This window comes from Pseudomonas arsenicoxydans (assembly GCF_006438915.1).
In the GTDB taxonomy this organism is placed as follows: Bacteria; Pseudomonadota; Gammaproteobacteria; order Pseudomonadales; family Pseudomonadaceae; genus Aquipseudomonas; species Aquipseudomonas arsenicoxydans_A.
In genome coordinates this window covers 54,009-74,317 of the sequence record NZ_RCZE01000002.1, presented here as the reverse complement: position 1 = coordinate 74,317, position 20,309 = coordinate 54,009, and the positions used below count along the sequence as shown (strand labels likewise).

General features: G+C 59.7%; 19 protein-coding genes. 11 read left to right on the top strand and 8 right to left on the bottom strand.

Annotation, left to right across the window (positions count from 1 at the left end; translation table 11 throughout):
• Positions 1–27 precede the first annotated feature (27 nt).
• From EAH78_RS03740 to EAH78_RS03730, 3 genes are read left to right on the top strand one after another with little or no spacing between them, the layout of a single operon-like run.
• Complete coding sequence (locus EAH78_RS03740) at positions 28–780, top strand: 5-oxoprolinase subunit PxpA (RefSeq protein WP_140665843.1); 753 nt, start codon at positions 28–30, stop codon at positions 778–780.
• On the top strand, positions 777–1,481 hold the full coding sequence (locus EAH78_RS03735) for a 5-oxoprolinase subunit B family protein (RefSeq protein WP_140665840.1): 705 nt from the start codon (positions 777–779) through the stop codon (positions 1,479–1,481). The genes EAH78_RS03740 and EAH78_RS03735 overlap by 4 nt, the downstream gene beginning before the upstream one ends.
• Positions 1,478–2,404 carry a biotin-dependent carboxyltransferase family protein gene (locus EAH78_RS03730; RefSeq protein ID WP_140665835.1) on the top strand — a complete coding sequence of 309 codons (927 nt, stop codon included), beginning with the start codon at positions 1,478–1,480 and terminating at the stop codon, positions 2,402–2,404. The genes EAH78_RS03735 and EAH78_RS03730 overlap by 4 nt, the downstream gene beginning before the upstream one ends.
• 119 nt (positions 2,405–2,523) lie before the next feature.
• Here the strand turns inward: EAH78_RS03730 and EAH78_RS03725 are convergent, their stop codons facing one another.
• The 3 genes from EAH78_RS03725 to EAH78_RS03715 all read right to left on the bottom strand — a co-directional run bounded on the left by EAH78_RS03725 (position 2,524) and on the right by EAH78_RS03715 (position 5,802).
• Positions 2,524–3,702 (bottom strand): vWA domain-containing protein, encoded by a 1,179-nt coding sequence (locus tag EAH78_RS03725; protein ID WP_027925858.1) that lies wholly within the window; start codon positions 3,700–3,702, stop codon positions 2,524–2,526.
• Positions 3,703–3,714: 12 nt separating this feature from the next.
• Positions 3,715–4,560, bottom strand: coding sequence for an AAA family ATPase (locus tag EAH78_RS03720; protein ID WP_010462104.1), 846 nt, complete (start codon positions 4,558–4,560; stop codon positions 3,715–3,717).
• Positions 4,561–4,725: 165 nt separating this feature from the next.
• A complete protein-coding gene (locus tag EAH78_RS03715) occupies positions 4,726–5,802 on the bottom strand; it encodes a DUF748 domain-containing protein (protein WP_140665832.1) in 1,077 nt (358 codons plus the stop codon).
• Between the two features lie 127 nt (positions 5,803–5,929).
• On the opposite strand from EAH78_RS03715, the gene cysK reads away from it, so the two are divergent.
• From cysK to EAH78_RS32105, 3 genes are all read left to right on the top strand, one after another.
• A complete protein-coding gene (cysK, locus tag EAH78_RS03710) occupies positions 5,930–6,904 on the top strand; it encodes a cysteine synthase A (protein ID WP_140665829.1) in 975 nt (324 codons plus the stop codon).
• Positions 6,905–7,123: 219 nt separating this feature from the next.
• Positions 7,124–8,062 carry an aspartyl/asparaginyl beta-hydroxylase domain-containing protein gene (locus EAH78_RS03705; protein WP_140665826.1) on the top strand — a complete coding sequence of 313 codons (939 nt, stop codon included), beginning with the start codon at positions 7,124–7,126 and terminating at the stop codon, positions 8,060–8,062.
• 13 nt (positions 8,063–8,075) lie between these two features.
• A complete protein-coding gene (locus EAH78_RS32105; RefSeq protein ID WP_161599668.1) occupies positions 8,076–8,300 on the top strand; it encodes a hypothetical protein in 225 nt (74 codons plus the stop codon).
• Positions 8,301–8,311: 11 nt separating this feature from the next.
• On the opposite strand, the gene EAH78_RS03695 is transcribed toward EAH78_RS32105, so the two are convergent.
• Positions 8,312–8,857: a hypothetical protein gene (locus EAH78_RS03695; protein WP_140665821.1), complete on the bottom strand. Its 546-nt coding sequence runs from the start codon at positions 8,855–8,857 to the stop codon at positions 8,312–8,314.
• A 445-nt stretch (positions 8,858–9,302) separates the two neighbouring features.
• Between EAH78_RS03695 and EAH78_RS03690 the strand changes: the two genes are divergently transcribed.
• Entirely contained in the window at positions 9,303–10,166 is an 864-nt protein-coding gene (locus tag EAH78_RS03690; protein WP_140665818.1) for a DMT family transporter, read from the top strand.
• Between the two features lie 771 nt (positions 10,167–10,937).
• Here EAH78_RS03690 and EAH78_RS03685 read toward each other — a convergent pair.
• The 4 genes from EAH78_RS03685 to EAH78_RS03670 all read right to left on the bottom strand — a co-directional run bounded on the left by EAH78_RS03685 (position 10,938) and on the right by EAH78_RS03670 (position 15,078).
• A complete protein-coding gene (locus tag EAH78_RS03685; protein ID WP_140665815.1) occupies positions 10,938–11,879 on the bottom strand; it encodes a LysR family transcriptional regulator in 942 nt (313 codons plus the stop codon).
• Between the two features lie 70 nt (positions 11,880–11,949).
• Positions 11,950–13,479: a tripartite tricarboxylate transporter permease gene (locus tag EAH78_RS03680; protein WP_140665812.1), complete on the bottom strand. Its 1,530-nt coding sequence runs from the start codon at positions 13,477–13,479 to the stop codon at positions 11,950–11,952.
• A complete protein-coding gene (locus EAH78_RS03675; protein ID WP_140665809.1) occupies positions 13,476–14,009 on the bottom strand; it encodes a tripartite tricarboxylate transporter TctB family protein in 534 nt (177 codons plus the stop codon). Before EAH78_RS03675 ends, EAH78_RS03680 begins: the two co-directional genes overlap by 4 nt.
• Before the next feature lie 52 nt (positions 14,010–14,061).
• Positions 14,062–15,078 (bottom strand): Bug family tripartite tricarboxylate transporter substrate binding protein, encoded by a 1,017-nt coding sequence (locus tag EAH78_RS03670; protein ID WP_140665806.1) that lies wholly within the window; start codon positions 15,076–15,078, stop codon positions 14,062–14,064.
• Positions 15,079–15,468: 390 nt separating this feature from the next.
• On the opposite strand from EAH78_RS03670, the gene EAH78_RS03665 reads away from it, so the two are divergent.
• From EAH78_RS03665 to EAH78_RS03645, 4 genes are all read left to right on the top strand, one after another.
• Entirely contained in the window at positions 15,469–16,809 is a 1,341-nt protein-coding gene (locus tag EAH78_RS03665) for an MFS transporter (RefSeq protein WP_140665803.1), read from the top strand.
• Positions 16,802–17,758, top strand: a complete 957-nt coding sequence (locus tag EAH78_RS03660) for an amidohydrolase family protein (RefSeq protein WP_140665800.1) — start codon at positions 16,802–16,804, stop codon at positions 17,756–17,758. The genes EAH78_RS03665 and EAH78_RS03660 overlap by 8 nt, the downstream gene beginning before the upstream one ends.
• Entirely contained in the window at positions 17,755–18,759 is a 1,005-nt protein-coding gene (locus EAH78_RS03655) for a 4-hydroxythreonine-4-phosphate dehydrogenase PdxA (RefSeq protein ID WP_140665797.1), read from the top strand. Before EAH78_RS03660 ends, EAH78_RS03655 begins: the two co-directional genes overlap by 4 nt.
• A 329-nt stretch (positions 18,760–19,088) precedes the next feature.
• Entirely contained in the window at positions 19,089–20,264 is a 1,176-nt protein-coding gene (locus EAH78_RS03645; protein ID WP_007943924.1) for an L-rhamnonate dehydratase, read from the top strand.
• Positions 20,265–20,309: the final 45 nt, after the last annotated feature.

Sequence of the window (20,309 nt, the reverse complement as noted above, 5' to 3'; positions counted from 1 at the left end):
AGAACAATGCCTACAGGAGTGTTCACCGTGAGCCGCCTGCTATTGAACTGCGACATCGGCGAGAGTTTCGGCAACTGGACCATGGGTCTGGACGCCGAGGTCATGCCATTCATTGATTGCGCCAACATCGCCTGCGGCTTTCACGCTGGCGACCCGAGCATTATGCGCAAGACCGTCAGCCTGGCGCTGAGCAACGGCGTGCAGATCGGCGCGCACCCGGCCTATCAGGATCTGGTCGGTTTTGGCCGGCGCTCCATGGCGTACGCCGCCCAGGAACTCCAGGACATCTTGCATTACCAGATCGGCGCCCTCGACGGTGTTTGCCGGGCTCAGGGCGGGCGTGTCAGCTACGTCAAACCCCACGGCGCGATGTACAACGACATGATGGCCAACCCGGCGCAATTGCGTGCGGTGCTTCAGGCCGTGGCGGCGTACGACCGCAGCTTGCCGCTGATGTTGATGGCCACCCGTGACAACAGCGCCGCGCAGCAACTGGGCGATGAGTATGGCGTGACCTTGTGGTTCGAAGCCTTCGCCGACCGTGCCTACGACAGTGCGGGCATGTTGGTTTCGCGGCAACTGTCGGGCGCGGTGCATCATGATCCCGAGAAAATCATCGGACAGGCGCTGACCATTGCCCGTGGCGACCACCTCACCGCCAACGACGGCAGCGCGTTGTACTTGCAGGCCAACACCCTCTGCGTGCACGGCGACAACGCCAGTTCGGTCGCCGCCGTGCGACGGATTCGCGAGGCCCTTGATCAGCAGAGCGCACCATGAAACTGCGAGTGGAAGTGGTGGCGCTGGATTGCCTGATGGTGCGTCTGTTCGATGAGATCAGCGAGGCCAACATGCCGTGGATGCTGGCCGCCAGCGAAAATCTGCGGGCTACGTTTGGTGCGCATCTCATCGATCTGGTGCCGTCTTACACGACGTTGATGGTGCATTACGATTTGATCGCGCTGAACCCGGCGCAGGCTCGGGAATTGATCGCTCAGGCGTTGATTGATCTGTCGCCCAATACCCGCACCGGCGGTCAATGCCATGTGCTGCCGGTGTGGTATGACCTGAGTGTCGGCCCGGAGCTGAGCCTGTTGTCGCAGCGCAGCGGGTTGGCGGTGGAGGAGGTGATCCGTCGTCATAGCGGGCGCGAGTATCAGGTGTTTGCCTTGGGTTTTGCACCGGGTTTCGCCTTCATGGGGTTGGTCGAGGAAGTGCTCGCCGCGCCACGCCTGAACACCCCGCGAAAAAAAGTTGCGGCGGGCAGTGTCGGCATTGCCGAGCGCCAAACCGCCGCCTATCCGGTGGTGTCCCCCGGCGGCTGGAACTTGATCGGTCGTACGCCGGCCAAACTGTTCGACCGTGAACGCGACGGCTACAGCCTGATGCAACCGGGCGACACGGTGCGTTTTGAAGCGGTCAGCCATGCTGAGTTCATCCATCTGGGTGGTGACGACACACCATTGGAGGCGCAGGCATGAGCCGCTTATCAATAGAGGCAAGTACACCGCTGTGCCTGTTGCAGGACTCCGGTCGCTTTGGCGTGCGGCATCTGGGCGTGACCCAGGGGGGCGGGCTGGATTGGCGTTCAATGTCCTGGGCCAATTGGCTGTTGGGCAATGACCTGAATGCGCCGGTGATTGAAATTACCCTCGGCGGGTTCGCGGTGGTGGCCGAAGAGGATTGCGTGCTGGCGCTGGCCGGGGCGGATCTGGGGGCTCAAGTCGAAGGCGAGGCGCTCGCGCCATGGCGCAGTTTCAGGCTGCAAAAAGGGCAGCGATTGAAGTTTACGCGGCCGCTGCTTGGGGCTCGGGCCTATCTCGCAGCGCCGGGCGGGTTTGAGGCGCCAAGCGTCCTGGGCAGCCGTTCGACCGTGGTCCGTGAGGAGCTGGGCGGTCTGGATGGCCGGGGCCGGGCGTTAGCCAACGGTGCGCAGTTGAGTTATGCCGGGAGTGCGTTGCTCCTGTTGCGGGAGTTACCGGCGGAACATCGTCCGGACTTCACCGACGTTTCGCCGCTGGATCTGGTGCTGGGTGCACAGATCGGCGAGTTCAGCGGACAGAGTGCGTTCGACGCGTTCAACAGTGTGTGGACCCTCGACAGCCGCGCCGACCGGATGGGTATTCGTCTGCTGGGCACGGCGTTGCAATACCAGGGAAAACCGATGATTTCCGAAGGCATTCCACTCGGTGCGGTTCAGGTGCCGCCGGACGGGCAGCCGATTGTGTTACTCAATGATCGGCAGACCATTGGCGGCTATCCGCGACTGGGGGCGTTGACGCCATTGGCGTTAGCGCGGCTGGCACAGTGCCTGCCGGGGGCGAAGGTGCGATTGCGGCCGGTGGTGCAGGAGGTGGCGCATCGGGAGCAGGTCGAGTATCTGGGTAGGTTTTCAAATAGCTAAAAGCTTCGCGAGCAAGCCCGCTCCCACATTTGATCTCCAGTGGACACATACTTGTGTACGACAAAGATAAAGTGTGGGAGCGGGCTTGCTCGCGAAGAGGCCATCACTGGCAGCGAAAATTACTTGGAAAGAAACCGCATCCCTTCCTCCAACCCCCGAAGGGTCAGCGGATACATCTGGTCATCGATCAAGTCCCGCACAATATTGGTCGACGAGGTATAGCCCCACGTATCTTTCGGATACGGGTTAATCCAGATGAGCTTCTTGTACTTCTCCTTGAACCGCTGCATCCACACATAACCGGCTTCTTCGTTCCAGTGCTCGACACTGCCGCCCGCCTGGGTGATTTCATAAGGCGCCATGGCGGCGTCACCGATGAAGATCACTTTGTAGTCGGCGCCGTACTTGTGCAGCAAGTCCTGGGTCGATGTACGTTCAGAAGTGCGACGCATGTTGTTCTTCCACACCGATTCATAAATGAAGTTGTGGAAGTAGAAGTACTCCAGGTGCTTGAACTCGGTCTTGCAGGCCGAGAACAATTCCTCGCAAATCTTCACATGCGCGTCCATCGAGCCACCGATGTCGAACAGCAGCAACAACTTGACGGTATTGCGCCGCTCCGGCCGCATCTGGATGTTCAGCAGGCCCGCGTCTTTGGCGGTGTGGTCGATGGTGCCGTCGATGTCCAGCTCTTCGGCTGCACCCTGACGGGCAAACTTGCGCAAGCGGCGCAGGGCCACCTTGATGTTGCGCGTGCCCAGTTCCACCGAATCGTCGAGGTTCTTGTACTCGCGCTGGTCCCAGACCTTGACTGCTTTACCCTGACGTTTTCCGGCATCGCCGACCCGAATGCCCTCCGGGTTGAAGCCGCCGGAGCCGAACGGGCTGGTGCCGCCGGTGCCGATCCACTTGTTGCCACCGGCATGGCGTTCTTTCTGTTCTTCGAGGCGTTTCTTGAACTCCTCAATCAGTTTGTCCAGACCGCCAAGGGACTGGATCGCCGCGCGCTCTTCGTCAGTCAGGGACCGTTCGAACTCCTTGCGCAGCCAGTCTTCAGGAATCAGTGCCTGAAGGTGATCGTCGAGTTTTTCCAGGCCATTGAAGTAAGCCCCGAACGCCCGATCGAACTTGTCGAAATGCTTTTCGTCCTTCACCAGAATCGCTCGGGACAAATAGTAAAACTCGTCCATGTCGGCGAAGGTCACGCGTTGTTTCAGCGCGTTGATCAGGTCCAGCAGCTCGCGCACCGAGACCGGCACCTTGGCGGCGCGCATTTCATTGAACAGGTTGAGCAGCATGGCATCAGCCTCTTAGCGGGTGCCGCGACGGCTCATGAACGCCAGGCGCTCAAGCAATTGCACGTCCTGTTCGTTCTTCACCAGCGCACCGGCCAGCGGCGGAATGGCCTTGGTCGGATCGCGTTCGCGCAGTACCGCTTCGCCAATGTTGTCGGCCATCAGCAGCTTGAGCCAGTCCACCAGTTCGGAAGTCGATGGTTTTTTCTTCAGCCCCGGCACCTTGCGCACGTCGAAGAACACGTCCAGCGCTTCGCTGACCAGGTCTTTCTTGATGTTCGGGTAGTGCACGTCGACGATCTTTTGCAGCGTGACGCGGTCCGGGAAGGCGATGTAGTGGAAGAAGCAGCGACGCAGGAAGGCGTCCGGCAGCTCTTTCTCGTTGTTGGAGGTAATGATGATGATCGGGCGCTTCTTGGCCTTGATGGTCTCGTCGATCTCGTAAACGTAGAACTCCATCTTGTCGAGTTCTTGCAGCAGGTCGTTTGGGAACTCGATGTCGGCCTTGTCGATCTCGTCGATCAGCAGAATCACCCGCTCTTCGGATTCGAACGCTTCCCAGAGCTTGCCCTTTTTCAGGTAGTTGCGAACGTCGTGGACCTTTTCCGTGCCCAGTTGCGAGTCACGCAGGCGGCTGACTGCGTCGTACTCGTACAGGCCCTGATGTGCCTTGGTAGTGGACTTGATGTGCCAGGTGATCAGCTTGGCGCCGAAGGACTCGGCCAGTTGCTCGGCCAGCATGGTCTTACCCGTCCCCGGCTCGCCCTTGACCAGCAGTGGACGCTCCAGGGTAATGGCGGCGTTGACCGCCAGCTTAAGGTCATCGGTGGCGACGTAGGCCTGGGTGCCTTCGAACTTCATCTGCTAATCCTCGAACGGTGACGCCGACCTGAACGGGGCAGGGCGGGACGCAATAATGGTGATGCCCGACTATACCGCGCTGCCCGGTCGACTGTGAACGCAGACGACTTATTCAGTCTCTGAATGGAGCGTCACATCTTGACTCGGTTTCGGCTGCTTGCAGACTTAACCCGCCTCCGGCTTCGGCCGCTCATACCGAGCGTTGAACGCCTGGATGAAACCATTGCGCAAGATCTGCAAAAACGCCTGGAACGCGCTGATGTCCTGGCGATGCACGTTGCCACTCAGTTCCACTCGGGTTGCGAACTGGTTTTTGGCTTGGTTTTTCAGCACCGTCTCGGAGCCGCCGACGATGGCCTCCCAAATGGATCGGAAAATCCCCTTGTCCTTGTTTTCCACATCTTGATGCCAGTTGAACACCTCAACGTCCTTCAGCAGCGGTTTGATGTAGCCGGTCAATTGGGCTTTTTTGGCTTGCGCTTCAATGACCACGTCGCCGTGACCCGCATTGAAGTCGAATTTTCCGTACGCCGACGCGAAGTCGTTCATGCGTTTGAGTTCGATGTCTTTGGCCCGCAGGCGGAATTCAAAGTCTTCGAAGTTGCTTAAGGGGTCGAATGTTGCAGTGGTTTCCAGTGGCGCATGCCCAAGTAACAGGGCCTTGCCTTCGAAGCGAGCGTCACGCTTGCCTTGTTTGTCGACCACATTGGTCAGGTTATAAATGCTGGCATTGACCTGGGTGGCGTTCATGTTCACGGGAGGCTTGGAGTTGAAGTTGCGAAAACTGAGTTTGCCGTCGTAGATCCGCACTTCGTCCAAGGTGACGGGGGCCAACTTACCCAGTTGAGAACGCCAGTCAGTGCCCTGACCGGTTTGTGAGTTTTGCTTGTTGGCGCCGCCGTCGACGAAATTCACCTCGGGATTGAAGAATTGCATTCGGGCCACCACTGCATGGTCGTACCACAGCGAATGCCAACTGACTGAGAGATCGATCAGCGGTGCATTGACGAACGGTACCGGCACCTTGCCGTCGACCTTGACGATTTTCAGTCCGTTGATTTTGTAGGCGCCGCGCCACAGGGCCAAGTCCACATCGGTGACCTGGCCGCGATAATCACCCATGTTTGCCAGTTTGTCGTTGAGGTAGTCGCGCACCATGTAGGGCAGGGCGATGTGCAGAGCAATCAGCAGCACAACGATTCCGGCGAGGGTCCACAGGGGCCAGCTGTATCGACGCTTCATGGTGGCAATTCTCTGGCTATGTAAAGCCATTGACTGCGCCTGATTCAGGACGTTCGGTCGAACTGGACGACCACCGGCAACAGGCATACCTTTGTGGGCTTATTCAATGCTGTACAAGGACCCAGCCATGAGCCGTATTTTCGCTGACAACGCCCACTCCATCGGCAATACACCGTTGGTGCAGATCAACCGCATCGCCCCGCGCGGCGTGACCATCCTGGCCAAGATCGAAGGGCGCAACCCCGGTTATTCGGTCAAGTGCCGGATCGGCGCGAACATGATCTGGGACGCCGAAAGCACCGGCAAACTCAAGCCTGGCATGACCATTGTCGAACCGACCTCGGGCAATACCGGGATCGGCCTGGCGTTTGTCGCCGCTGCCCGTGGTTACAAGTTGATGCTGACCATGCCGGCATCCATGAGTATCGAACGCCGCAAAGTGCTCAAGGCGCTGGGCGCCGAACTGGTACTGACCGAGCCGGCCAAGGGCATGAAAGGCGCGATAGAAAAAGCCGGCGACATCGTGGCCAGCGACCCGGCCAAGTACTTCATGCCAGCGCAGTTCGACAATCCGGCCAACCCGGCCATCCACGAAAAAACCACTGGTCCGGAAATCTGGAACGATACTGATGGCGCTGTCGATGTGTTGGTGGCGGGTGTCGGAACAGGTGGAACCATCACCGGTATTTCGCGGTATATCAAGAATACACAGGGCAAACCGATTATCTCGGTGGCCGTTGAGCCTGCGGTTTCCCCAGTGATCACTCAGGCCATCGCGGGTGAAGAGATCAAACCGAGCCCGCACAAGATCCAGGGCATCGGTGCCGGTTTTGTACCGAAGAATCTGGATTTGGCGATGGTTGATCGGGTCGAACTGGTCACCGACGACGAGTCCAAGGCCATGGCCCTGCGCTTGATGCAGGAGGAAGGGATTTTGTGCGGTATTTCGTGTGGCGCTGCCATGGCCGTCGCGGTTCGCCTGGCAGAAACCCCGGAAATGCAGGGCAAGACCATTGTGGTGATCCTGCCGGACTCCGGCGAACGCTACCTGTCGAGCATGTTGTTCAGTGATCTGTTTACCGAACAGGAGAATCAGCAGTAAGCCTGACTGTGGCCACGTGTGCGTAGAGGGGTCGACGGGGCCGATTCAGGTCAGCCCCCGTTCAGGAACTTTATGTTAAGAAGTGCTTTGTTGCGCAATCCTTAATACTGAATGTTGTGTCAGGCGGGTTTTTCCCGAGGCCGGTAATGTTTATCATGGCCGACTGCCACGTCGGGTAAATGGCGTTGCGCAATGAGCCTAAATCTCAAGGAGTCGTTGATGAGCTTTTCCTTTGCCGCGAAAGCGTCGCTGTTGCTGCTGTTTCTCGGCAGCACGCTTTATGTCCATTTGCGCGGCAAGGCGCGATTGCCGGTATTGCGGCAATTCGTCAATCACTCGGCGCTGTTCGCGCCCTACAACGCCCTGATGTACCTGTTCTCCAGTGTCCCGTCCAAACCCTATCTGGACCGCAGCAAGTTTCCGGAACTGGACGTGCTCAAGGACAACTGGAAAGTTATCCGCGACGAAGCGATGCACTTGTTCGACGAGGGCTATATCCGCGCTGCCGAGAAGAACAACGACGCCGGTTTCGGTTCGTTCTTCAAGAAAGGCTGGAAGCGTTTTTACCTCAAGTGGTACGACAAGGCATTGCCCTCGGCAGAAGCCCTGTGCCCGAAGACCGTGGAACTGGTCAACAGCATTCCCAACGTAAAGGGTGCGATGTTTGCGTTACTGCCTGGTGACAGCCACCTCAATCCGCACCGTGATCCGTTTGCCGGTTCCTTGCGTTACCACTTGGGTCTGTCGACACCCAACTCCGATGATTGCCGCATCTTCGTTGACGGTCAGGTCTACGCCTGGCGCGATGGCGAAGACGTGATGTTCGATGAGACCTATGTGCATTGGGTCAAGAACGAAACCGGGACAACCCGGGTAATTCTGTTCTGCGACATTGAGCGTCCGCTGAGTAATCGCATCATGACGGGCATCAACCGCTGGATCAGCGGCTGGCTCGGTCGTGCCACGGCACCGCAAAACCTTGATGATGAGCGCGTTGGCGGGATCAATCGGGCTTATGCCTGGAGCAAGAACTCCAGCGACAAGTTCAGTGGGGTGGTTAAACAGTGGAAACGTCGTCATCCCAAGGCTTACCGCGTGCTGCGGCCGGTATTGGCGGTGTTGGTGCTGACGTTGTTGGGGTATTGGCTGTTTGGGTGAGACAAGTCTAGAAATGAAAAACCGCTCCTGGAGCGGTTTTTTTTCGCCGTTTTCAAGGGCGTCCGGCGAGCAGGCTTGGTTCGTCGGCTTCGGTGCCCGTGACAAGTATTTGCAAAAGACGCCGCTGACTGGCGGTCAGTTCTACAGCGATGGTCTTGTCTTGCGTAGTGCGCGAGCTTTTCCTCGAAGAGGATCTCTTGATTACTTTGCGCATATTCCCTCCGCTGCTGGTCACTAATTGAACAATTGTCACAATACAAGGTGCTCCAATGTTTTGACAAGCCGGCCTTTTGTATCGAAGTCAAAGCCAAGCTCTTTATAAATTGATACCGCGCCTTCCTGAGGTTCCTGAACTTCGAGGAACCGACTTCCGATGATGTGTGCGTAGTGTTCAATTGCAATCATCGCCAGCGTCGCAATACGGTTTTTCAATGGATGTGCTTCCTTTGGACGCCCCTCCAGTCGAACGATGCGGATTCGCAGCCGACTTTTGTTTGGATTCGCGAAGCACATTCCACAGAGTTCGTCGTCGAACCAGATGGCAATATCCAGAGCCAATGGCTCTCGTGCTTTCCATTCAACAACGTCGCCCCACGAAAAATGTGGATGATCCCAAAGCTCGAAAGCACTCAGTGCCTGTGAGGTGATCGCCTCGAAGCGCACCCTGGATAAATCGAGGGCGTTTGAGCCGGCTAGTTCCAGTTCGTATTGAAGTTGGGAAGTACTATCGGCAGCCAGCTTTCGAGCCCTTGATCTGTACAACTGATACCGCAGACACGTCCGTTCCCTTGGCATGTGATCTCTTGCATTCCCTGTCCTCCCAACGCGGGCGATTCCCTTTCACTCAGAGTAAGCAGCAATGCTCCGGCTGTCGTTACTGGCCCTTTGTCCAAGTCATTGCAATCCATGTCACCCGCTGGTTATAGTCGGCGCACGGTGATTTCCAACCCACCGTCCACCTCATCAAAAAAGATCAGCCCATGCCTGCATCCCACATCAACGCGGTAGTCGATTCAGCGGTCAACGCTGTCGGGGCTCCGTGCGGGATTCAGCAGCCTGCGCAGATCAGTCATTACCCTCCACCTGTCCGTAGCACGCCGGTGTACGCAGTCGTATCACCGCCGGGTGTTGGCATTTCGGGCTGATCAGCTGCTCTTTGCTGTTGCCCTTTGCCCGTCTGAAAAACTACTGAATTTCAGCTTCGGCTGAGTTGGCTTTTGCCTGACTACAGGTGGTAATCATGTTTGTCCTTTCGAAACAATCCGCGCTCGCGGCGGCGTCCACGAGCCTGTTCGTCCTGCTGTGGAGCAGTGGGGCGATCTTCTCCAAATGGGGCCTGGCGCACGCGTCGCCCTTTGCTTTTCTGCTGGTGCGCTTCGCCATCGCCTTGTGCGGTCTGGTGCTGCTGGTGCCGTTGCTCAAGCTCAAGTTGCCCAAGGGCGGCAAGCCGATGCTGTATGCGATGGCCACGGGCGTGGTGTTGCTGGGGGCTTACCAGATTTTCTATCTGCTGGCCCTGGACCTGAAAGTCACCCCGGGTGTGATGGCGACGATCATGGGCGTGCAGCCGATCCTCACCGTGGTGCTGATGGAGCGTCAGCGCTCCCTCAGCCGGATGTTCGGTCTGGCGCTGGGTCTGGCCGGATTGATCATGGTGGTATATCAGGGTATTGGCTTGGCCGGCATGTCGATGGCGGGCATGCTCTTCGGTTTGCTGGCGCTGGCGAGCATGACGTTCGGCTCGATCATGCAGAAACGCATCACCGACAATCCCCTCGGTACGCTGCCGGTGCAATACCTCGCGGGGCTGTTGCTGTGTGGGATCTTCGTGCCGTTCCAGCCATTTCATTTTGAACACAGCACCGGATTTATCGTGCCGGTGTTGTGGATGGGACTGGTGGTGTCGGTGCTGGCGACGTTGTTGCTGTACCGCTTGATCGCCCGAGGCAATTTGGTGAATGTCACCAGCCTGTTTTACCTGGTGCCGGCGGTGACGGCGGTGATGGACTATCTGATTTTCGGCAACAAGCTGGCGGCGTTGAGCTTGCTGGGGATGGTGCTGATCATCGTCGGACTGGTGTTTGTTTTCCGTAAGACAGGGTAGGAAAGGGTTGGGGGCATATCCGTTGTTTTGGTAACGGCGGCTATTGGTTCCGCCCTTACGGCGGGTTACTTGGAAGAGCGCCAAGTAACCAAGCGCCAGCGCCCCTGACGTACGGTGGCTCGCCTAGGCTCGCCATACCCTCACTCCGGTCCTGCTTCGTGGGCCCGCCGCCATCGGCCATCCATGGCCGGGGGCGGCTAACCCGGCATCCATGCCGGGTTGCCCACTGCGCAGAACCTGCGCTCGGCCTTCCGACGGGGCAGATCAAGATCAAAAGCCCAAAGCGAGGCGGCCTGATAGCCGACCTGTTGTCCGTCAAACAGTGATCACCAGTGTCATGCCCGCAAAAAAATCCCCTGTGGGCGAGCCTGCTCGCGAAAGCGGACTTACATTCATCGATAGACACACCCCCTTCGCGAGCAGGCTCGCACACAGGGAGAATGCGTACGATCAAAGAGCCAGGCCGGCCGGTAGGCCGCCTCGCGGTGCTGTGGCGGTAGACGCCCCCTCGAGAGGCCGAGTGGAGGTTCTGCGCAGTGGGCACCGCGGCAAGGATGCCGCGGTAGCCGCCCCCGGCCATGGATGGCCGATGGCGGCGTGCCCACGGAGCAGGACCGGAGCGAGGGCACCCTGAGCCTAGGCGAAGGGCCGAACGAAAGGGGCAAAAGCGCTTGGTTACTTGGCGCTTCTCCAAGTGACCCGCCGTAAGGGCGGAACCAATAGCCGCCGTTACCCAAAAAACGGATATGTACCCCAACCCAAAAAAGCATGTTATTTGTCCAGCGCATGCTCGGCCCGCACCGAATTCATGAACGCCTGCATCGCCGACGATTGAATGCGATGGCGCCGGGTGATCAGCCCATAAGGCGGCAGCCGTGCTTCGAACTTGATCGGCAAAATCGCCAGCAAATCCCGCCCCGGATAGTCTTCCACCACCGACACCGGCGTGACGCCGAGCATGTCGGTCTGCTGCACCAACGAAAGCAAGGTCATGATCGACGTGGTTTCGACAATGCTGCTGGGGATGTCGACCCGCGCGTTGTGGAACACCTGATTGATGATGGCGCGCATCGGGCTGGGATGCTGTTGCAGCACCCAGGTCATGTGCTGCAGTTCCGCCCAACTCAGCTGCTTTTCCTGCGCCAGCGGATTGTTCGCCCCGGCGATCACGCACAAGGCTTCTTCGCCGAGGCTGTCAAACAGCAACTCTTCGGCCCGCGCCCCGGCCGGAATCCGCCCCAAGACGATATCCAGTTGATCCTGCAACAGCGCCTGCACCAGCACGTCGCTGGTGTCGACCTGGATGCTCATGGACAAGCGCGGATGGCTTTGTTTCAAGGTCGCGATGGTGCGGGTCAACAGCCCCGAGGCCAGTGCCGGAATCGCACCAACCGCGACGCGACCAAGGTTGCCGGACTCCAGCGCCACCAGTTCTTCACGCATGCCGCTGAGTTCGGCGAACACCATGCGCGCGTAGTAAATGACGGTTTCACCGAACGGGGTAGAACGCATGCCTCGAGGCAGGCGTTCGAAGAGTTCGACGCCGAGCAAGTCCTCGGCTTCGTGGAGCATTTTGGTCGCGGCCGGTTGGGTCATGCCGATGTGGTCGGCAGCGCGGCGCAACGAACCGAACTCCTGCAACGCCAGCATCAGCCGCAGTTGGCGCAGGCGCAGTCGACTGTGGATCACATTGGCAGCAGGAATTCGGGTCATGGGCCGTGGCTCGCAAGGAAGTCTGCGGCAAGCCTGACAACAAATGTCAGGCGTTGCCAGCATTGCCGTGTCACAGCACCGATTTGGGTTTGGCGACGTGGGGTTTGCGCAAGCCCATCAGGCCACCCAGCGCCTTGGAAATCAGCGGCCAGAACAGCATCAGCAGCGCCGCCGTGGTCAAGCTGCCCACCAACGGGTTGGACCAGAAGATCCCTAAATGACCGTCGGAAAACAGCATCGACTGACGGAACGCATCTTCAGCCTTGTCGCCCAACACCGCCGCCAGCACCAGCGGTGCAATCGGATAACCGAGTTTCTTGAACAGATAACCCAGCGCGCCAAAGCCCAGCATCAGCACCACGTCGAAGAACGAGTTGTGCACCGAGTAGGCACCGATGGCGCAGACCATGATGATGATCGGCGCGATGATCGAAAACGGAATCCGCAGGATCGAGGCAAACAGCGGCACGGTGGCCAACACCACGATCAGGCTGACCACGTTGCCCAGGTACATGCTGGCGATCAGGCCCCAGACAAAATCATGCTGCTCGACGAACAACGTCGGGCCAGGGTGCAGGCCCCAGATCATCAGGCCGCCAAGCATCACCGCCGCCGTGGCCGAACCGGGAATGCCCAGGGTCAGCATCGGCAGCAGGGCGCTGGTGCCGGCCGCGTGGTCGGCGGTTTCCGGGGCAATCACGCCTTCGAGTTCACCTTTGCCAAAATTCTCGCGGTTCTTCGAGAATCGCCGCGCCAGGCTGTAGCTCATGAACGAGGCCGCAGTCGGCCCGCCCGGCGTGATACCCATCCAGCAACCAACCAGTGTGCTGCGCACAATCGTCCACCAGTAGCGCGGCAACTTGGCCCAGGTGCGCAGGATGATCATCGGGGTGATACGCGCATGCTCGCCGCGAAACACCAGGCCTTCCTCCACGGTGCAGAGGATTTCACCGATCCCGAACAGACCGATCACCGCCACTTCGAAACTGATGCCCGTCATCAAGGTCGGCTGGTCGAACGTCAGGCGCAGGTTGCCGGACACTGTGTCCATGCCGACCGCCGCCATGGCGAAACCAATCATCATCGCCACCACGGTTTTCAGCGGCGGGTTCTTGCTCATGCCAACGAAGGTGCAGAACGCCAACAGGTACACCGCGAAGAACTCCGGCGAACTGAATGACATGGCGAACGCGGCAATCCGGGTCGAAAGGAATGTCAGCAACAACACCCCGGCCAGTGCGCCGATCAATGCCGAACTGAACGCCGCCGTAAGGGCCTCGGCGGCGCGACCTTCGCGGGCCATCGGGTAACCGTCGAACGTCGTCGCCACCGATGAGGGCTCACCGGGGATGTTGAACAGAATCGAGGTGATCGAGCCGCCGAACAGCGCGCCCCAATACATGCACGACAGCAGAATGATCGCCGACACCGGCGACATGGTGAATGTCAGCGGCAGCAGCAACGCCACGCCGTTGGGGGCGCCGAGGCCGGGCAACACGCCGACCAGAATGCCCAGCAGCACGCCGATCACCATCAGGCCGATATGGCCCGGGGTCAGGATCAGGTTCATGCCTTGCAGCAGGGAATCGAACTCGCTCATTTGAAATGTCTCCCGGCCAGGGCAATCCAGTCGCCCATCGGGCCGGCATCCAGCGGGACCTTGAACCACAGCGCGAAAATCAGGTAGCTGGCGAGCACCGCGCCCAGCGACACCGTGCCGATCATCAACTTGCCATAGGGTTTGACACGGACCTTGTCCCGCCACATGAACCAGGCGATGAAACAGGCCGAGGCCACGTAGATGCCGGTGAACGGCATGGCGCCGACAAACAGCGCAATCGGGATGAACACCGACAGCACTTGCTTGAACGCGCTGCGGCTGACGAATGAAACGCTCAGGGCTTGCCAGCGCACCACGGTCAACACGCCATTGCCGACACTGGCGGCGCTCAACAGCAGGCCGATGTAGAAGGGGAAGTAACCCGGCTCGGGGCCGGAATCGCCCCAGCCGATACCTTGTTCGACGCTGCCGAACATCACCACCGCGCCGATCAGCGTGGTGAAGAGTGTCAGACCGAGTTCGACCCAGCGGGTGCCGACCAGCGCCGGTGAATCCGAAGATTGGGACATGAAACACCTCCAGCAGGTGACGGCCGCGCGCGGGCAAACGGCCGTTGGCGACTCAGTTTTTCAACCAGCCGGCTTCTTTGAACACCGGTGTCACACGGGCGGTGTCTTTCTCAATGTAGGCGGTCAGCGGCTCACCTTCGAGGAAGGTCGGCACCAGCGCGTTCTGTTTCACGTAAGCCTTGAACTCCGGCGTCTCGGTGACTTTGCGCATCAGCTCGACATAGAACGCCCGCTGTTCGGCAGTGACGTCGCCGGGCATGAACACGGTGCGCGGGAAGCGATACTGGTCGATACCCAGGCCTTCTTCGTGACAGGTCGGTACGTCGGCCCAGGATTTATCCCCGGCGACTTTCTCGGTGTAGTTCATGCGCTCCTTGCTGAAAACGCACAATGGCTCGACCTGATCGCCACGCCATTGGCTGATGCTTTCGCTGGGGTTGTTGACGTTGGCGGCGATGTGTTTACCGGCCAGTTGGGTCGCGGCTTCACTGCCGCTTTTGAACGGGATGTAGACGAGTTTGGCGTCGTTGGTCTGATTCAGCAGCAGGGTCAGGGTCTGGTCGACATCCTTGGACTGGCTGCCGCCCATGCGCAGGTTCGAAGGGTCAGCCTTGACCGCGGCGTAGAAGCCCTTGGCGTCCTTCCACGGCGCGTCTTTGTAGCTCCAGAGAATGAAGTCATCCTCGGCCACGGCGGCGACGGGCGTCAGCTCCTGCCATTGGTAACCAAGCTTGGACACCAGCGGCAACAGGTAGATGTTGTTGGTGCCGATCACCAGTTTTTCCGGGTCACCCTTGTTCATCTTCAGGTCGAGAAAGGCTTCGGCACCATTGCCACCGCCCTTGTTCAGGACGATGGTATTCACATCGAGAAACTTGTGGGTGGTGATGATCGACTGGATCAGGCGACCGAGCTGGTCAGTGCCGCCACCGGGACCACCGGCGACGACGATTTCGACGTTCTTGTCCGGCTGCCAGGCAGCGTGAGCGAGAGCGGGAAGGGCGCCAGCGGCGATCAGTGTGCAGCCAAGAAACAGACGGGAAGTGCGACGGACGAATGCATTTCGCATGATGGAAGAGCCTCGTTTTTGTGTTTTTTGTAATTGTTATGAGCGGCTTGTCGATGCGGTAAAGCTGCAAGCCTGGCCTGAGTGTGTGAAGCCGGCGGCTCCGCGTCTAGTCAAAACAATACATACACCGATAGCCTGGGGTTATAGGTCTGGGCAGTGAAAGTGGCAGCTGACGCGCCAAGCATTGCGCCAGAGCCGTTTTCGAGGAAAACCGAAAGGGCTGCTATCCGTTGAAAGCTGCCTGAAAGCAGGGCATGCCATAACTCGAGGCTATCGCCTGATTTCAAGTTTTGATTAGACGGTTATCACTGAGCCTTCGATAGTGCTCACCAACGCCGCCAAGCAGCGGCAATGTCGTCACCACAAGAATAATAAATCGAGGTACGCACCATGGCTCGTCCCAGTGCTTCCCTGCATCTGCCAAGCGCAGGTGTTCAATCAACGGCAGCGGCTATCCCGCTCTCCGGTGCGACCAAAGCCAGCAGCGTGCGCTGGCGGATTTTCGCGATCATCTTTGCGTTGACCATGGTCAACCTGATCGATCGCGTGTCGCTGTCGATTGCGATGCCGACCATCGCCCATGAATTCTCCCTGTCGCCGAGCCTGCAAGGGCTGATCCTCAGCAGCTTCTTCTGGGCCTATGCGCTGTTGCAGATTCCCGGCGGCTGGCTGATTGACCGTTTCGGTCCGCACCGGGTGATCAGTTGGTCCACGGGGTTGTGGGGGACTTTTCAGGTCATCGCGGCTTTTGCCACGGGCGGTGTGTCACTGCTGTTCGCCCGCGTCGCACTCGGTGCTGCCGAGGCGCCCTTGTTTCCGTCCGGCGGCAAGCTGATTTCCCTGTGGCTGGCGCCGAGCGAACGCAGTCGCGGCGCGGTGCTGATGGACAGTGGCAGCCCGTTGGGCGTGGCAGTGGGCGGGTTGATCATTGCCTACCTGATCGCTTCGCTGGATTCGTGGCGCCTGGCGTTCGTGATCGCCGGGATCGCAACGCTGGTACTGGCATGGCTGGCGCGGCGTTACCTGCGCGATGACCCGGCCACGCATCCGCAAGTGAATGCCCAGGAGCTGGAGAAGATCAACGCCGGACGCGCCACGCCGGCTGCCGAAGCCGCCCGTGCGCCGGTCAAGGGCCTGGGCATCGCGGCCCGTTCATTGACGGGTTTGCTGATCGGTCGTGCGAGTTGGGCGATGGTCTATTTCGGCTTGCTGACCTGGGGCCCGAGTTATCTGTCGCAGGCTCGCGGCTTCGACATCAAGGGCATTGGCGCGGCGACGTTCGTGATTTTCATCTGCGGTGCGCTGGGTTCGCTGACCGGTGGTTTTCTCTGCGATGGCCTGATCCGTAAAGGTGTGAGCCGCGGTGTGGCGGTCAAGAGTCTGCTGGCGTTTTCCGGTGTCGTGGCGTTGGGCGCGTTCCTGCTGCTGCCGACCCTGAGCGATCCGTTTGCGGCGGTGGCGTTGTTGGCCATGACCGCGTTTTTCCTGATGTGGGGCAGCCTCTACTGGAGCTTCCCGGCGTTGCTGGCGGCGCCGGCGCGGGTCGGTTTGATCGGCGGCGTGATGAACATGGCCGGCAGCACGGGCGGTATCGCGGTGCCGATTCTGGTGGGCGTCATTGTGCAAATGGCCGGTGGTTTTGCACCGGTGCTGGGGTTCTTTGCGGCGTGCTCGGCAGTCTTCGTGTTGGCCACATTGTTTATCAGCCTGGATGAGGTGCGTCATGACTAAGTTGTGGGACGGCCCGATCGTAGACGCCCATCACCATTTCTGGGACCCGGCGATCAATGACCATCCGTGGCTCGCGCCCGAGGCCAACATTCCGTTTCGCTACGGTGATTACAGCGCGATCAAGCGGCGCTATTTTCCTGATGACTACTTCGCCGATGCCGGTGCCCATAACGTCGTGCAAACGGTGTATGTCGAGACCGAATGGAACCCGCACGACCCGATTGGCGAAACCCGTTTCATCGAGGGGCTGGCTGCTCGCTACGGCGTGCCGAACGCTATCGTCGCGCAAGCCTGGCTCGATCATCCGGACGCCATCGCAGTCCTGACCGAGCAAGCCAGTTTCAAGTACGTGCGCAGCGTGCGCCACAAACCCGGCGGCCCGATTGCGCCGGAGCAGGTCGGGCACATCCGCAGCCTGATGAGCAACGAACATTGGCGGCGCAGTTACGCCGCGCTTGAAGGCCTGGGTTTGCATTTCGACCTGCAGACGCCCTGGTGGAATTTGCACGAAGCCGAACGTCTGGCCCGGGACTTTCCCGGCACCACGCTGATTCTCAACCACGCGGGATTACCCAATGACCGCAGTGCCGACGGCCTGGCGGGTTGGCGGCTGGCGATGGCGCGGCTGGCGCAGTGGCCGAACGTGCGGGTGAAGATTTCCGGCCTGGGCCAGGGCGGTCAACGCTGGCGCGCCAAGGACAACGCATGGATCGTGCGCGAAGTCATCGCCATGTTCGGCAGCGACCGGGCGATGTTCGCCAGCAACTTCCCCGTGGACAGTCTGTGCGGCTCGTTCGACGACATCTACAGCGGTTTCAAATCCATCGTTGCCGATTTTCCGAGTGCCGATCAGGAACGACTTTTCTACAGCAACGCGCAGCGGGTTTATCGCTGCGAGCCTTGCGCCATTGACCGGGCGCGGCCTGAATCCTTGAGGAGTGAAGCATGAACAAAACCACCATCGCGATGGTCTTGGGTGACCCCGCCGGCATCGGCCCGGAACTGATCGCACGCCTGCTCGCCGAGCCCGAGGTGCGCCGTCAGGCCCATGTGATTTTGATTGCCGACGAGGCGGAAATGCGTCGCGGCATGCGCATCGCCGGAGCGGAGTTTCCCTACCGTCGCGTCGAGTCGCTGGAGCACCTGTCATTCGTTGATGACACGCCGCTGTTCTATGACTTTCGCGGCGATACGATTGGCGAGTTTGCGCGCAATGAAGCCAGCATCATCGGCGGCCGCTACAGCCTCGACACCCTGGAAAAAGCCCTGCGCCTGACCGAGGCCGGCATCACCGACTCCGTGCTGTTCGGACCGCTGAACAAGACCTCGCTGCACATGGCTGGCATGGCGCATAACGATGAGCTGCACTGGTTCGCCGAGTTGCTGGATTTCCACGGGCCGTTCTGCGAGTTCAACGTGCTCGATAACCTGTGGACGTCGCGGGTGACTTCCCACGTGGCGCTGGCTGAAGTGCCGGGCATGCTGACTCAGGCGCGGGTGGTGGAGGCGATCCAGTTGATCGACACCGCGCTCAAGCGAAACGGCCTGGCCAAACCGCGTATCGGCGTGTGTGGGCTCAACCCGCACAACGGCGACAACGGCTCGTTTGGTCGCGAGGAACTGGACATCATCGGCCCCGCCGTACGCTCCGCCCAGGCGTTGGGGATTGCGGCGGAAGGGCCGTACCCGGGGGACACGATTTTCCTCAAGGTACAGGGCGACGCCAGTGCCTTCGACGCGGTGGTCACGATGTATCACGACCAGGGCCAGATCGCGATCAAGTTGATGGGCTTCTCCCGCGGCGTGACGGTTCAGGGCGGCTTGCCGATCCCGATTACCACCCCGGCGCACGGCACCGCTTTCGACATTGCGGGGCAGGGCAAGGCGAATGTCGGGGCGATCCGCCAGGCGTTCGAAATCGCCTGCCGAATGGGCACCAACAACTACTGATCCACAGTCGCCAAATCAACATAAATCCCCTGTGGGAGCGGGCTTGCTCGCGAAAGCGGTGTGTCAGACAGCATTAATGTCGACTGACCCACCGCTTTCGCGAGCAAGCCCGCTCCCACATTTGTTTTGTATGAGGGCTGATAACCCGATCTGCCTGATATCCCGTTTTTGCGATCACCCCAGGTTATCGCCGGATACGCATAAGTGATTATCCCCCCCCCCGCGCGCTGGCTAAAGTCGCTCCATCGAATGCCGGAACCCGCCACCCGAGCGGTTCTGTGCAGCGACCCTACAACTACAAGAAGCCGGCAGCGCAAGGAATTGTATTCATGAAAATCAAAGCCATCCGTACCCGCGTTTTTGAGTGGAAAGGCAAAGTCGTTCCGCCTCAAGCGCACTTCTGCACCAACGCCAGCGACATTCTGTTCGAGCGTGGCGACGCCATGGGCTCGTTCCGTTTTCACGGCTGGCTGGTGGTGGAAGTCGAGACCGATACCGGCCTCGTCGGCATCGGTAACTGCGCCCTGGCGCCGCGTGTGGCCAAGGAAATCATCGACACCTACCTGGCGCCGATCGCCATCGGCGAAGACCCGTTCGACAACGAATACATCTGGCAGAAGATGTACCGCCAGAGCCACGCCTGGGGCCGCAAAGGCATCGGCATGGCGGCGATCTCGGCGATCGACATCGCGATCTGGGACATCATGGGCAAAGCCGTGAACAAGCCGGTGTTCAAACTGCTCGGCGGGCGGACCAAAGAAAAAATCTGGACCTACGCCTCCAAGCTCTACGCCAACGACAACCTCGACCTGTTCCTCGAAGAAGCCCAGGGTTATCTCAACCAAGGTTTCACCGCGCTAAAAATGCGTTTCGGCTACGGCCCGAAAGACGGCCCGGCGGGCATGCGCAAGAACATCGAGCAAGTGCGCGCTTTGCGTAATCTGGCCGGCCCGGACATCGACATCATGCTCGAGTGCTACATGGGCTGGACGCTGGAATACGCCCGGCGCATGTTGCCCAAACTCGCCGAGTTCGAACCGCGCTGGCTCGAAGAGCCGGTGATCGCCGATGACATCGAAGGCTACATCGAGCTGAAAAAAATGGGGATCATGCCGATCTCCGGCGGTGAGCACGAGTTCACCTCCTACGGCTTCAAGGACTTGCTGGAGCGCCGCGCCGTCGACGTGATCCAGTACGACACCAACCGCGTCGGCGGCATCACCGCCGCGCGCAAGATCAACGCCATGGCCGAAGCCTGGTCGGTGCCGGTGATTCCTCACGCCGGGCAGATGCACAACTACCACCTGACCATGTCCACCACCGCCTCGCCAATGGCCGAGTTCTTCCCGGTGTTCGACGTCGAGGTCGGTAACGAACTCTTCTACTACGTGTTCAAGGGCGAGCCGCAACCGGTCAACGGCTACATCCAGCTCGACGACAACACACCGGGCCTGGGCCTGGAAATCTCCGATGAGTACCTGAGCGACTTCAACATCATCGAGTGACCCTGTGGCGGCGCCTGCGGGCGGCGCCATCCCCGATTTTCTGGA